This is a genomic window from Streptomyces sp. NPDC047028, assembly GCF_040644095.1.
GTDB lineage: Bacteria > Actinomycetota > Actinomycetes > Streptomycetales > Streptomycetaceae > Streptomyces.
This window is the reverse complement of record NZ_JBEYVS010000051.1, coordinates 31,491-45,083: the sequence shown is the minus strand read 5'-3', so window position 1 is coordinate 45,083 and position 13,593 is coordinate 31,491. Positions and strand designations below refer to the sequence as shown.

The following is a 13,593-nucleotide window of genomic DNA, read 5'->3' as shown; positions in this document are numbered from 1 at the left end:
GACTGGATGGACGTGCAGAAGCCGGAGGTCCTCGCCAAGCTCCGCACCCTGCCCGTGGGCCAGGCACCCGCCGGCGGCTGGAAGTCCTTCCTGGCCCACGCCCCTGCAGCCTCCTTGCCGGACGGCACCGTATAGGGCCTATTGGGCAGGGCCGTGATCCAGCAGCATGAAGCGGGCGGGCCGATGGATCCCCTACCCCTCGTCCTTCGCTGTGCTCTGATCAACATCGGTGTGGGCTTCGCGCTGACGGTGCTGTGTTGGACTGCAGTGCGTGAAGGGTACTCCGGGCCGGGCGTTCAGACTCTGAGGGAATGAACGGGCCGGCCCGGAAGTGTTGCTGGTCCCTTCTCTTTTACTACTTACCGTTGGTGTTCGTGCTCCAGAGGGGCTGCCCGCTCGAGTCGTACAAGACTATGTTGCCGTCGCTCTGGAGGTTGAGGGTGTTGCCGTCCTTGCCATTGGTTCTGGAGGACCACACGGGGGAGGTGAAGTCCGGCTGACCGTTCGTCCTCCCGGTGTAGATGACGAAATTACCGTCCGCCTGCAGGATGGCGTAGGCGCCCGGGTGCTGTTCCGTATGGCTGGCCCAGATGGGGACGCCGGCCTTGTTGTACTCGACCAGGTTGCCGTCACTCTGCATCTTCAGGGTGTAGTTGTTGGAGCCGCCGCCCCCGACGGTGTACGCCGTGTTTGTCTTGAGTACCGTGTTCTGGTTGAAGGCCACCTTGAGACTGGCCCAGGCCGGGACATTGTTGTTGGTCAGGACAAGGTTGCCGTCGCCCTGGAAGTTGAGTCGATCACCGAATTCCCAGGTGGCACCCGTCCCAGCGGTGCCCCACAAAAACCTGTCGTTGGAGTCGTAGATCGCGAAGTTTCCGTCACTGCTCTGCAGCACCGCGTGCGCTCCTGGGTGGCCCTGGGTATGGGACGACCAGACGGGCCTCCCGAGAAAGTTGTACTCGACCAGGTTTCCGTCGTCCGCTTGCATGTGGAGCATGTAGCCGTTGGCGCAGTAGGTGGTGCCGGGCTCGATCGTCGTACCCTTCGGGAGGTGGAAACCGTCTCCGTTGGCGTTGGCGTTGGCGTTGGCGTTGGCGTTGGCGCAGGCACGGACGTTGTGTTCGATGATGGTGGAGATGAGCTGTCCGCCGGGCCAGTCCATCTCGATCATGCCGGTGTGGCCGTCGTGAGTGTGCAGGTAGTCCAACAGTCGGGGGTTCATGCCCTCGCCGCCGCCGTAGCCGTTGGCAATGTCGGTGTAGGTGGCACCGAACGGCGGGCAACTGGCCGACAGCCCGGTGGAGTTGAGGGTGCTGCTCGTGTCGCTTACGACGTGCTGAAGTCGAGCTTGAATCTCGGACCACCGCGTCTGAAGGTTGCATTCGGTCCAGGAGATGTTTCCCGTGTCGAGGGCCGTGAGACCGTAGCCGTCGACGCTGTTGCCGAATTCCGCGAGGACGATGTGACCGCGGACCTGCCCAAGGGTGGGCGTGGATGCGGTGCCCGTACCGGCTACGGACGGTGCCCAGAACAGATTCGGGTAGCGGGCCAGGTAATCTTTGAAGATGCGGGCTCTGTCGGCGCCAGTGGTGGATGACGGGTCGTCCGTGCAGTAGCCGATTCCGGAGCCGTAACCGCATTCCCCGGCCAGTTTCATGATGACGGTCTCGCCCGGGTGGGCGTCGAGGAACGCCTTGCTCTTGGTCAGGACGTCGTCGAAGTTTGCGTGTTCATAGACGTTGGTGTGGTGGACGGCGAAGGCGGTGCCGTTGTTGACCACGCGGACGCGGATGTCGATTTCGCGGATTCCGGCGTTCAGTTGGGCTGTGAGAGTGCTGGCGCTGTCGCCGTGGTTCTCCTGCGTCTCCCAGTACCAGGGCGCGATACCGCTGTGGATGGCCAGGGTGTCGTGTGTGCCGGGGATCGATATTTGACCCAGTCCGACGGAATCGGGGACTTGGCTCATCCAGTTGGGGTTGCTGACGCTGGTGAGACTGTTGAACGCACCTGACGAGCTACCGGGAGACCACGGTAGGTCAATGGCCAGGGCGGGGGATGGCAAGGCGAGCAGGATTAACAGGCCGGTTGTGACAAGTACTTGGACAGCCCGTCTTGGCGTACGCATGAATCGGTTCAGCCAGGATCTGGCGAACATGGTGGCTCCTCCGGGGAACGGGAAGGAATGCATCGAGCAGGTGTCCCACCAAACGCCTGGCCAAAGGCTTGTCCCCATCAGAGTGATGGGCGCATTCCCCACCTGTCGTTTGCGGAACCCGCCGGGAGTGCTTGTGTACGTCGCCCGCCAACGGCCTTTGACGGAAAATCGGCTCTCTGGGCCCCCAGGGCGGCAGGGCTACTGTGGCCTGGTCCGCCAAAGCTGTCCAGACCCCGGAGCAGTTTTTTGCCCTCTCACCAGCACCCGTGTCCACGCATTCGCCGAGCTGAGGGAGTCCGTCGGTCGCGCGGAACTCGACGGTGCTCTATCCGCATGATCGGTTCTGAAATTGGCAGGCGGGGTCATATGTTTGCCGAGGTTGTGAACATTCACGTGCGCGAACGATACGCAGGAACTTGCCCGTCGTGATGTGATCAGCCGTGGCGAGGCACACCGCACAGGCCGCGAACTCTGATATGTGCGGCCTCCCGGAGAGTGCGTGCCACCAATCGCGGAGTCCACGTCGACCAGCCAGGTCTGGTTTTCCCCCTGGCGTACTTGGGCTCAGGCCCGGCCGGCAGGCCGCGAGTGGGTATGGTGCAGGCTACGGAGGATGGACATGCTGACAATCAGTGCCCAACCCGGGAAGACCAGCTCACCCCAGGGCAGCGCAGCACCCGTCACGAGTAGCGTCACGCCGGCCAGATACCCGAGCGCGACGAGCGGCCGGGGGAACACTCCTATACGGCGGCCGATGGACGAAGTGGTGAACATGAACACCGCTGCCATACGCATGGCGTACGTGGTCAGCAGGTCGTAGGCGAAGTGACGTCCGAAGGACGAAAACTGCTGCTGAGTCTCGTTCAGCACCGTTCCCGCCGCCGCGGCGCCGGCGAAGAGAGTGGCGACGAAGACGAGGCCGCTGCCCAGGAACACGGTGGACACGAAGCGATCCTCTGCCGCTCCGGCCTGCTCCCGCAGAGCTCCCATGAACCAGAGGAAGGCGATTCCGGCGAATGGCAGCACGGCGAGTGCCACCCGTGCGGCTCTTCGCTGTCCGGGATCCAGCGCGAGGCTGTCCGTACCGCCGCCGGCCGGAAGGGCGAGGCGAGTCAAAATGATCACCACAGCCATCAGGACCGCGAAGACGAAGCCGGCGATCCCGGCGGCCAGGGGGGTACCGAGGCGATCGCTCTTGTGCTCCATGGCTCCTGCTTTCTGTGTGCACATCCTCCGTACAGACAGCAGTACGGCGGGACCTCGTGCCACCCAGAAGGCGTTCGGCGGACTACCACGCTGATCCGACAGGGTGAATGCTCAGGACGCCGATGACTCTTCAGGCCGGCGGACAGTGGGTGTATGCGGTCATGACTCCGGGGCAGTCGCCTGGTCGAGACGCCGGCGTCTCCGTCGCTGCTCGCGCTCACCACGAAGCGGCCGGAACGCACCTCCGGGACGTCATGGCGCTCTGGACGACACCGTCGAGAGGTAACGGGCCCGACACGCGGGGGCCGGGCGGCGCGACGGAACGCAGGGAACTGACGCGCACGATTCAACCTCGCGGCTGACCGCAGTTGCCGTCTGCCGTCATGTGTGCTGACCGCACGGCATGCAGTCGACAGCTCGCAGGTCGGCCGGTGCTGCTGAAGATGCGAGTCCGTCTGGCTGTCGCCCGGCGTCCGACCCGGCCCGGCACTGTCGTCGCGGACAAGGCCGACGAATATTTCCAGACTCACGAGATCGAGGCCGCGCCGGCACGCTTTCGGGCCGTCCACGCGCTGGTCCCCGCACTGTCGACTGGGCTGATATCACCCTGAATACATCTGTTGTGCAAGGGAGTTGGCAGGAGCTTTGCTGTGAAACCCCGGGGGGTGGGTGACAACCGGAGGGGCGAGACCCGCGAGAAGGAGCAGCATGTCTGCCACAATCCGGCTCACCGCCTCCACAGCCGTAGCCGCCGCCGTTCTGTCCGCGCTGGCGACCTCACCCGCGACCGCAGTCGCCGCGCCGACGCTGCGCATGACCCCGGTCAGCGCTCACGTCAGCAGCCACCAACTGGTCGGTGGCATCAGGAACAGCACCAGTTCCAACTGGGCCGGCTATGCCGCCACCGGGACGACGTTCACCAGTGTTTCAGCCAGCTGGGTGCAGCCCTCGGTCAACTGCACCAGATCGACCACGTACTCGTCGTTCTGGATCGGCATCGACGGCGACGGCAGCAACTCTGTAGAGCAGACGGGCACCGAGGCGGACTGCTCCAGAGGCCGAGCCGTCTACTCGTCCTGGTACGAGATGTACCCCGCGTACCCCGTCAACTACAGCAACTCGGTCAGCGCCGGCGATCACTTCTCTTCCACGATCACCCGCAGTGGAACCAAGTACACGCTGACTCTCACGGACACCATCAAGGGGTGGACCAAGACCACGACAAAGACGCAGAGCGGCCTGTCCAACGCATCCGCCGAGGTCATAGCCGAGGCGCCGTCCAGCTCCACCGGCGTGCTTCCGCTGTCGAACTTCGGTACCGCGAGCTTCACCAACGCCACGGCCAACGGCCAGGCGATCGGTAACTACGCTCCCGACAAGGTCAATATGGTCTCGGGCAGCACGACCAAGGCCACCACCTCCTCGCTGAGCGGCGGGGAGAACTTCTCGGTCGCCTTCAATCACAGCTGAGCCGCGGCAGGCTGCGGGGGGAGCGGCCCCGGGCGCCACGGCGCTCGGGGCCGCCGCGTTCACAGGACGTGAGTCAAGGTCTGACTGCCGCGGCCACCGAAGTCGCGCCACCCTCTCTCGACCCTGGGGAGGACGCGCCGCGCCGCCGAGGTCGGCCGCGATCCCCAGCGGCCCCATCCGGTCAAGACGCGGGTACGGCGGGGCGGGTTGCCCGCACGGCGTGGATCACCTCGTGAAGATTCAGTGCTGCTGCGCCTTCTGCGGTGTCACCTCGCTCGGCCGCACCACGACGTAGCCGTCGCCCTGGAGCATCAGCTGCACCGCTTCCCCGGAACCCCCGCGCAGCATCGAGCCGATGGACTGCGAGCGGTGCAGCGAGGTCTGCAGGTGCGCGGTCCAGCCGACCACCGCGTCCGTGTCGACGTACACCGGATACTGCGCCGAGACCGGGATGACCAGCGGGTTGCCCTCGCAGACCAGGCCCAGCCGGCCGTGCCCGCTGAACACGCTGTTGAACAGACCGCCACCGGCGATGCCGGAGCCCTTCACCGTCTTGATCTCGTACGACAGCGACGCGTCGAAACACAGCACGTTCCGCCCGTTCACGGTGAACAGGTCGCCCGGCTCCACCTCGACGACGAAGCAGTTCTGCGCCTCGTGCGCGAACCAGGCCTCGCCCTGGCCGCGCACCGCCATCAGGGGCAGGCCCTCACCGGTGACGGCGCGCTTGAGCATGCCGCCGACCCCCTGCCCCTTGCGCTCGAAGCTCAGGTTGCCGCGGTAGGCGATCATCGCGCCCTGGCGGGCGTGCATCTCGCCGTTCACGGCGTACTTCAGGCACTTGGCGTTCTCGGCGCTCATCCCCGGCTCGACGGCCGGCTGCACCACATGCTGACTGGAGAACAGATCACCCTTCATGCGGGCATGGTGTCCCGGAGGCGGTGGTTCCGCCAAGATCACGGAAAGTGCCCGTTCAGACACCGGGGGGCGAAGTCCGGTGCGCCTTGGCCGTCTTGCCGCAGAACGCCGACTCCAGGGCGCCGCCGAGGGCGCTCAGGACACGGCCGTTGTTGGAGGTGTCGGCCAGCGCGGTGAGGGCGCGTTCGCCGTCCTCGGAGGCGAAGGCGTAGGTGTAGTAGCCCTGGACGGCGCCCGTGTGGCCGTACACGGAGATGCCGCAGGACAGGGTGCGGCGCCGCAGCCCGAGCCCGTAGGCCGTGGTGGCGTTCACCCGCAGGAAACGCTCCATCTCCACCAGCCGCGCCGGGGACAGCAGCCTGCCGCCGAGCAGGGCGGAGTAGAAGGTGTTCAGGTCCCGGGCGCTGGAGATGAGGGCACCCGCGCTCTGTGCCCACGACACGGTCTGGTCGGTGGCGTCGACCAGTGGGGCGCCCGCCGTGTCAGGGGTGAGGTAGCCGCGGACGTGGCGGCCGGGGATCGTGGTGTCCGGGTGGACGTAGAAGGTGTCGCTCAGCTTCAGCGGGCCGATGATGCGGTTCTGGTACTCGGTCCTGACCGGGTGCCCGGTGAGTTTCTCGATGAGCAGGCCCGCGACGACGAAGTTGGTGTTCGAGTACGAGTAGGCGGCGCCGGGCGCGTTGGTGCGGGGCTTCTTCAACGACAGGGAGACCAGCTGCCGGTAGCTGAAGACCTTGTTCCGCACGGCTTCGAATCCGGACACCGTGTGGGCGAACATGTCGTTGGTGTAGTCGTACAGGCCGCTGCGGTGGCCGAGGACGTGCCGGACCGTGATGCGGTCGTCGGGGAGCAGTCCCGGCAGGTAGCGGTTGACGGAGGCGTCCAGGTCCAGCTTGTGCTCGTCGGCCAGTTGGAGCAGGACGACGGCCGAGAAGGACTTGGTGACGCTGCCGATGCGGAAGCGGTCGCCGACGGCCATGGCCCGCCGGGTGCTCCGGTCGGCGACCCCGCGGGTCAGCCCGTAGGTGTGGCCGCCCTCGTCGATCCGGGCGAGGACCCCGGGTGCGCCGTCGGCCACCACCGAACGCAGCACCGCTGCCAGGCCCGTGGTGTCGGGCGCCGGCAGCGCCCGGGAACGGGGGAGCGGCGGGGCCGCCGGCCGGGCCTGCGCCCGGGCGGTCGCGGGGACCGCGAGCAGCGAGAGGACGACCGCGCCAAGGACCGCGCCCCTGGTCACCGTTGCTGAGACCATCGGGTTCCCACTTTCCTTCCTGTCCGGATCTCGTTCGTCTCGACGCGAGGTCGATGCGAGGGCGATGCGAGATCGGTCACATTCGGCCCTGGGAACCTAAGGGACTTGACCGGCATCTCCACAGCTGACACACGGTTCGTCAAGTTGTGATCACTCTATGGTGCTGTTTTGCAAAGGATTGCCATAGAAGGTCGCGAAATGAATCATTCCGCCTTTACGTGCACATGACTGATCGGCAAGGGTGGCGCCTCGGGGCCCGACCAGCCCCCGTGACGGCCGAAAGGCGTCATGTGTCAAGGCGGTTGGTGATCCCGGCTGCCTTCGAACGAAGGAACCCTGATCAGTGCGTAGACCGCACATACGCAGCGTGGCGGTCGCCGTCGCGGTGACGACGGCTGCCACGGGCCTGGCCGGCACGGCCTTCGCGAGCCCCTCCAAGGCGGTGGGCCGGACCTCCGCGTCCGCCGCCATGGCCACCTCGGCGGTGGTGAGGGCGGCGCACACCGCGGCCTTCGCCCACGCCTCGGCCACCGGGGTCTCGAAGGGCGACGAACTCCACGCCCAGGACGTGATGATCGACCCCGAGGGCGCACGGCACGTCCGTTTCGTCCGTACGCACAACGGGATGCCGGTGCTCGGCGGCGACCTCGTCGTCCACCTGAACCGGCAGCTGGCCTACACGGGTGTCACCCGCGCGGCCGACCACAGCGTCAAGCCCACCGCCGCCAGGGCCAAGGTGAGCGCGGCCCGGGCCGTGGCCAAGGCCGCCAAGGCCGCCAAGGGCCACGCGGCCCACGCCGAACTCGTCGTGGACGCCCGTGAGGGCGCCTCCGCCCTCGCCTACCAGGTGACGGTCACCGGCGCCGACGGCACCTCCAGCACCGTCGTCGTCGACGCCCTGTCCGGCGCGGTGCGCAGCAACACGCCGGACAGCGACCAGTTCCTGTCGCCGAAGCTGCTCGCCGAGCTCCACAAGAACGGCGAGAGCGCCGACCCGGCCACCGGCACCGTCGCCGCCGCGCCCTCCGGACTGCTCACCGGCCGTCCGTACTCCGCGGCGCACTACCCGGCGACCGCGCACGGCACCGGCAAGACGCTCTTCGTCGGCAACGTCGGCCTGACCACCACGGCCACCTCGCGCGGCCACTACCAGCTCAAGGACCCGACCCGGTACGGCACCGAGGTCCGGGACGCCAAGGGCTCGTACACCGAGAAGTTCAGCAGCGGCACCAAGTTCACCAGCACCTCGAACGTGTGGGGCAACGGCAAGACGACGAGCCGCACCAGCGCCGCCGCCGACGCCCAGTACGGCATCACCAAGACGCTGGACTTCTACAAGAACACGTTCAAGCGCAAGGGCATCGCCAACAACAGCAAGGCCGCCCAGGGCATGGTGCACTGGGGCAACAAGGTCGCCAACGCCTTCTGGGACCCGACCTGCAACTGCATGCTGTACGGCGACGGCGACGGCCAGACGTTCAAGAAGCCGCTCGTCGTCATCGACGTCACCGGCCACGAACTGACCCACGGCGTGGTGGAGGCGACGGCCAAGCTGGAGCCGACGTACGTCGACCCCGACGGCAACCAGTACGGTGAGCCCGGCGCGCTGAACGAGTCGCTCGCGGACATCTTCGGCTCCAACGTGGAGTTCTACGCCAAGAACTCCCACGACAACCCGGACTACCTGATCGGCGAGAAGCTGGGCCTCGCCCAGAAGTTCCTGCGCCGCCTGGACCACCCGTCGCTGGACAAGCTCGAGGGCACCATCGACTACTGGTCGCCGGACACCTACTACACCGAGGTGCACGCCGGTTCGGGTGTCTCCTCGCACGCCTACTACCTCCTCGCGGAGGGCAGCGGCAAGAAGACGATCAACAAGGTCAAGTACGACTCGCCGACCTACCACCACATCGCGGTCAAGGGCATCGGCCGCACCAAGGCCACGGCGATCTTCTACCGTGCGCTGACCCGCTACATGGTCTCCACCACCGACTTCCACGGCGCGCGCGTCGCGACGCTGAAGGCGGCCAAGGACCTGTACGGCGTCCACAGCACCACCTACAAGACGGTGGACAAGGCGTGGGCCGCGGTCAACGTCACCGCCGCCAACACGCCGAAGGCCCACCACTGAGGGACCGGCCACGGCTGACGGGCGCCCGCCGCCGGCGGGCGCCCGCACGGCACGGCACCACCGGATGCCCCGCCCCGCGCGGGGCATCCGCGTGTCCGGCGCCGGCCGCCCGGCGTGCGGACCGGCGGCGTCGGCGGGACCATGACCAGCGTGGGACACGGCGGCTCGTCACCAAGGGTCGGCCCGACGCCCGGAGGGTCCACGACACGCAGGGACCCCGCCCGGTGACCGGCGGGATCACACGCGCCTGCCGGGCCGCCGGAGCCCTGCTCGCCGTCGTCGCCGCCACGGCCCTGCCCGCCCACGCCGGCGGCATCCGCCCCGGCGACGGCCCTCCGCCGCCACCCGGAGTGGTCACCTGGGCCGCCGCGGCCGACCCCGTGGGCGTCTCCCTGCCCGACACCGGCTACCGGCTGATCGTCCGCACCAGCGTCGCCGGCCGTGACTTGCGCATACGGCTGTCCAACGCCTTCGGGGACCGCCCCCTCACCCTGGACGGCGTGTACGCCGGGCTGCGCGCCCGGGGTGCCGCGCTCGTCCCGGGCAGCAACCGGCCGCTGACCTTCGGCGGCGCCCGCGGGGTCACCGTGCCGGCCGGCCATTGCGTCTGGAGCGATCCGCTGCCCGGCACGGTCCCCGCCGGGACCGACCTCGCCGTCAGCCTCCACACCCGGGACGCGTCGGGCCCGGCCACCGGCCACCTGGTCGCGCTGCAGACGTCGTACACCGCGCACGGCGACCACACCGCCGAGGACAGCGGGGCCAACTGGACGCGGACGACCGGCTCCTGGTGGTACCTGGACGCCGTCTCCGTACGGCCCGCCGCCCCGGCCACCGGTGCCGTGGTCGCCCTCGGGGACTCCCTCACTGACGGAGAGCGGTCCACCACCGACCTCGACCACCGCTGGCCCGACTACCTCGCCCGGCGCCTCGCCACCGCCGGTACGCCGGTCCGGGGCGTGGCCAACGAGGGGATCTCGGGCAACAGGGTCCTCGCCGACGGCACCGGCCAGAGCGCCCTGCACCGCCTCGACCGGGACGTGCTCTCCCTGCCCGGCGTCCGGACCGTGTTCCTCTTCGAGGGGGTGAACGACCTCAAGGCCCACACCGGAGTCACCGCAGGCGATCTCATCGACGGCTACCGGGCCGTCGTCCGGCGGGCACACGCGGCCGGCCGCTGCGTCGCCGCCGCCACCATCGCCCCGTTCAAGGGAACACCCGAGTGGGACCCGGCCGCCGAGTCCGCCCGCCGGGCCGTCAACCGGTACATCCGCACCAGCGGTGCGTTCGACGCGGTCACCGACTTCGACCGCGTGCTGCGCGACCCCCGCGACCCCGAGCGGATCCGCGCCGCCTTCGACAGCGGCGACCACCTCCACCCCGACGACCGGGCCATGCGGGCCCTGGCCGACGCCGTACACCTCCCCGACCTCGACTGCCCCGGCTGAAACGCGCCCGCTGAAACGCCTCCGCAGGAACGCCCCGGCCGGTCAGCCCGCTTCGGCCGGGTCCGGCGGGACCAGGCCGCGGCGGTGGGCGACCGCCACCGCCTCCGTGCGGCTCGCGGCGCCCAGTTTGGCGAGGATGTTGGACACGTGGACGCTCGCCGTCTTGCCCGAGATGAACAGTTCCTCGCCGATCTGCCGGTTGCTGCGGCCCCGGGCGAGCAGGCGCAGCACGTCCTGCTCACGGGCGGTCAGCGGGGAGGTGCGGCCGGAGTCGTCGGCGGTGTCCGTCAGGCGGCCTCGCCGCAGCAGTGCGTCGGCGCGCCGGAGCAGGGGGGCTGCGCCGAGCGCGGCCGCCGTCTCCCGGGCCGCGCGCGCCGGCCCGGCCGCCTCCGTACGGCGCCCGACGGCCAGCAGCGCCTCCGCGTGCCGCAGCCGGCAGCGCGCCTGCTCGTAGGGGTCGCCGTAGCCGAAGGCGGCGACCGCCTTCTCCCAGGCCGCCGGATCCGGCCCCGACACCGCCGTGGCGTACTCCGCCTCGGCGCGGGCCAGCCAGGCCTGCCCCTCGGGGCCCTGCGGGCGGCCCTCCTCGTCCTGCGCGGCCGTGGCCCGCGCCGCCTCGATCAGCTCGTCCGCGAGCCGGGCCCGGCGGTCCCGCTCCCGCGGGTCGGCGGCGGTCCGGTCGGCGACCGCCGCCAGGGCCAGGGCCGCGAGGCGGACCGTGACGCCGGGCCGGCGACCGGAGTCGTCGACGAGCGCCGCGACCGTCGCCCGCATCCGCTCCACCGCCGCCTCCGCGTCACCACGCAAGGTGGCGACGTCCGTCAGCACGATGCCCGCGACCAGCGTGCCCATCCAGGTGAACGGCCCCTCCAGCAGCGCCTCGGCCCGTCCTGCCGCGTCCCCGTCGCCGCGCGCCACCGCCACGTGGAGGGCGGGCCCCACGATGTGCCCGGGCAGACCGGCCGCCGCGTCCAGGCACTCGTCCCAGCGCCCCAGCGTGTACAGCACCAGCAACTGGAGATAGCGCATCTCCAGCGGATACGGCGACGACAGCAGTCCGGCCCGGCGGGCGCGCTCCAGACCTTCCGTCAGCAGCGGCAGGCACTCCCCGAGATCACCCGCCTCGAACGCGCCCATGGCCAGGTTGAACAGGGCCCGCATCTCCACGGGACCGTGCCCGGCGGAACGGGCCAGCTCCCGGGCCTGACGCAGCCGCGCCCGCCCCTCCCGGGAGCGCCGGCCGCCGCCTTCGAGGCCGGCCAGGGAGATCAGCAGATCGGCCCGGGCATCGGTGACACCCAGCTCCTCGGCCGCCCGCAGCGCCTGGTGGGCGATGCGCAGCGCGGCGGCGTCCTCACCGACCTGGCGGGCCGCCATCGCGTGGGTGGCCGCCGCCCATACCCACGTCCGGGACGGCGGCTCGGCGGGGATCATCGCCAGCGCCTCGCTGCTGTACCGGAACGCAGCCGTCAGCCGGTCCACCGTGAGCAGGTTCCCGGCCAGCGTGTACCGGATCCGGGCGGCCAGCGCGGAGTCGGCGTCCTGGCCGACCTCGGCGAGCGCGGCCCGGGTCAGGGACACCGCCCGGTGCGCGTCCCCGCCGTGCGCCGCGGCGGCCGACGCCCGCAGCGTGAGCGTGGCACGGTCGACCCCGGTGAGGGCGGGACGCGCGGACGGCGGGACGGACGCCCACAGGTCCAGCGCGGCCTCCAGGTGCCGCAGTTCCTCGGCCGGGGCACCCACACGGCGCGCGTGATCGGCCGCCCCCAGGGAGGCGGCCAGCGCCTCGGGCAGGTCGTGGCTCTCCCGGTAGTGGTGGGCGCGCTCGGCGGCCGTCTCCTCGCCGCCGCCGCGGGCGGTGAGCAGCCTTGCGTACGCGCCGTGCAGCCGGGACCGCTCACCGGGCAGCAGGTCGGCGTAGACGGCCTCCCGGATGAGGGCGTGCCGGAAGGAGTACGTCTCCCCGTCACCGGGGACCAGCAGCTGCCGTCCGACGGCCTCGCGCAGCGCCGACTCCAGCGCGTCCTCGGGCAGCCCGGCCGCGTCCCGCAGCAGGTCGTGCCCGACGCGGCGGCCGGCCACCGCGGCGGTCCGCAGGACGCGCTGTGCCGTGTCCGGCAGCTGTTCGACCCGGATCAGCAGCACGTCCGCCAGCCCGCTCGGCATCCCGCCGGAGTCCGCGCCGGCCGCCGCCACCAGTTCCTCCGCGTAGAAGGCGTTGCCCTCCGCGCGCTCCACGATGCCGCGCACCGTGGACTCGGGCAGCGGACTCTCCCGCAGTGCCCGGACCAGCCGGTCGACCTCGGCGTCGGGCAGCGGCCGCAGTTCCAGGCGTTCCACGGCGGGCAGCCGGACCAGCTCGGCGAGCAGGGGGCGCAGGGGATGGCGGCGGTGCAGGTCGTCGGAGCGGTAGGAGGCGAACACCGCGAGTCGGCGGTCGGCGGCGCCCGGCACCGGCCGGTGCGGCACGCCCCGGCTGAGCAGGAACCGCAGCAGGTCCCGGGAGGACTGGTCGGCCCAGTGCAGGTCCTCCAGGACGAGCAGCAGCGGGGCCCGCGCGGAGAGGTCGGCGAGGAGGCCCGCGACGCCCTCGAAGAGCCGCAGCCGGGCGTCGGGGTCCCGGGCCGTGTCCGTGCCGGCGCCGAGCAGCCGGTCCACCACCGGATGCCCGGCCAGCACCCCGGAGAACCGCTCGTCGTCGGCGAGCACGCCCAGGATCTCGGTGAACGGCAGATACGGCAGGCCGACGTCCCCGAGGTCGACGCAGTGTCCGGTGACCACGCTCACTCCGGCCCGGCCGGCCCTGCCGGCGGCCTCGTCCAGCAGCCGTGTCTTGCCCACCCCGGCGTCCCCGGCGATCAGCACCGCCCGCGGCTCACCGCCCCGGGCGCGCTCCAGCACGCCGGACAGCCGGGCCAGTTCCTCGCCCCGGCCGACCAGCGGCGATGTGCTGAACGCGGTCTGCGACACGGCCCCATCCTGACACGCACCACCGACAACCCGCCCGTGACCT

The 13,593-nt window shown here is 70.1% G+C and carries 8 protein-coding genes; 3 read left to right on the top strand and 5 right to left on the bottom strand.

The annotated features are described in order from the left end of the window. Positions 1 to 355: 355 nt before the first annotated feature. Together ABZ854_RS32100 and ABZ854_RS32095 are read right to left on the bottom strand one after the other, a co-directional pair. A complete protein-coding gene (locus ABZ854_RS32100) occupies positions 356 to 2,155 on the bottom strand; it encodes a phosphatidylinositol-specific phospholipase C domain-containing protein (protein WP_361217999.1) in 1,800 nt (599 codons plus the stop codon). Positions 2,156 to 2,719: 564 nt separating this feature from the next. Next, entirely contained in the window at positions 2,720 to 3,361 is a 642-nt protein-coding gene (locus ABZ854_RS32095; protein ID WP_361217996.1) for a hypothetical protein, read from the bottom strand. Positions 3,362 to 4,069: 708 nt separating this feature from the next. On the opposite strand from ABZ854_RS32095, the gene ABZ854_RS32090 reads away from it, so the two are divergent. Further along, complete coding sequence (locus ABZ854_RS32090; RefSeq protein ID WP_361217993.1) at positions 4,070 to 4,831, top strand: G1 family glutamic endopeptidase; 762 nt, start codon at positions 4,070 to 4,072, stop codon at positions 4,829 to 4,831. Between the two features lie 240 nt (positions 4,832 to 5,071). On the opposite strand, the gene ABZ854_RS32085 is transcribed toward ABZ854_RS32090, so the two are convergent. Further along, positions 5,072 to 5,749, bottom strand: a complete 678-nt coding sequence (locus ABZ854_RS32085) for an AIM24 family protein (RefSeq protein ID WP_361217990.1) — start codon at positions 5,747 to 5,749, stop codon at positions 5,072 to 5,074. 55 nt (positions 5,750 to 5,804) lie between these two features. Continuing rightward, positions 5,805 to 7,001, bottom strand: coding sequence for a serine hydrolase domain-containing protein (locus tag ABZ854_RS32080; RefSeq protein ID WP_361217987.1), 1,197 nt, complete (start codon positions 6,999 to 7,001; stop codon positions 5,805 to 5,807). Positions 7,002 to 7,344: 343 nt separating this feature from the next. Between ABZ854_RS32080 and ABZ854_RS32075 the strand changes: the two genes are divergently transcribed. Both ABZ854_RS32075 and ABZ854_RS32070 read left to right on the top strand, forming a co-directional pair. Continuing rightward, positions 7,345 to 9,132 carry a M4 family metallopeptidase gene (locus tag ABZ854_RS32075; protein ID WP_361217984.1) on the top strand — a complete coding sequence of 596 codons (1,788 nt, stop codon included), beginning with the start codon at positions 7,345 to 7,347 and terminating at the stop codon, positions 9,130 to 9,132. Between the two features lie 293 nt (positions 9,133 to 9,425). Further along, positions 9,426 to 10,580 (top strand): SGNH/GDSL hydrolase family protein, encoded by a 1,155-nt coding sequence (locus ABZ854_RS32070; protein ID WP_361218002.1) that lies wholly within the window; start codon positions 9,426 to 9,428, stop codon positions 10,578 to 10,580. A gap of 42 nt (positions 10,581 to 10,622) precedes the next feature. Here ABZ854_RS32070 and ABZ854_RS32065 read toward each other — a convergent pair whose 3' ends face one another. After that, positions 10,623 to 13,550, bottom strand: coding sequence for an AAA family ATPase (locus ABZ854_RS32065; RefSeq protein WP_361217981.1), 2,928 nt, complete (start codon positions 13,548 to 13,550; stop codon positions 10,623 to 10,625). Positions 13,551 to 13,593: the final 43 nt, after the last annotated feature.

Excerpts from the sequence above, each read along its gene's own strand:
- ABZ854_RS32100 (WP_361217999.1), bottom strand. The coding sequence starts at position 2,155 with ATGTTCGCCAGATCCTGGCTGAACCGATTCATGCGTACGCCAAGACGG.
- ABZ854_RS32095 (WP_361217996.1), bottom strand. The coding sequence starts at position 3,361 with ATGGAGCACAAGAGCGATCGCCTCGGTACCCCCCTGGCCGCCGGGATC.
- ABZ854_RS32090 (WP_361217993.1), top strand. The coding sequence starts at position 4,070 with ATGTCTGCCACAATCCGGCTCACCGCCTCCACAGCCGTAGCCGCCGCC.
- ABZ854_RS32085 (WP_361217990.1), bottom strand. The coding sequence starts at position 5,749 with ATGAAGGGTGATCTGTTCTCCAGTCAGCATGTGGTGCAGCCGGCCGTC.
- ABZ854_RS32080 (WP_361217987.1), bottom strand. The coding sequence starts at position 7,001 with ATGGTCTCAGCAACGGTGACCAGGGGCGCGGTCCTTGGCGCGGTCGTC.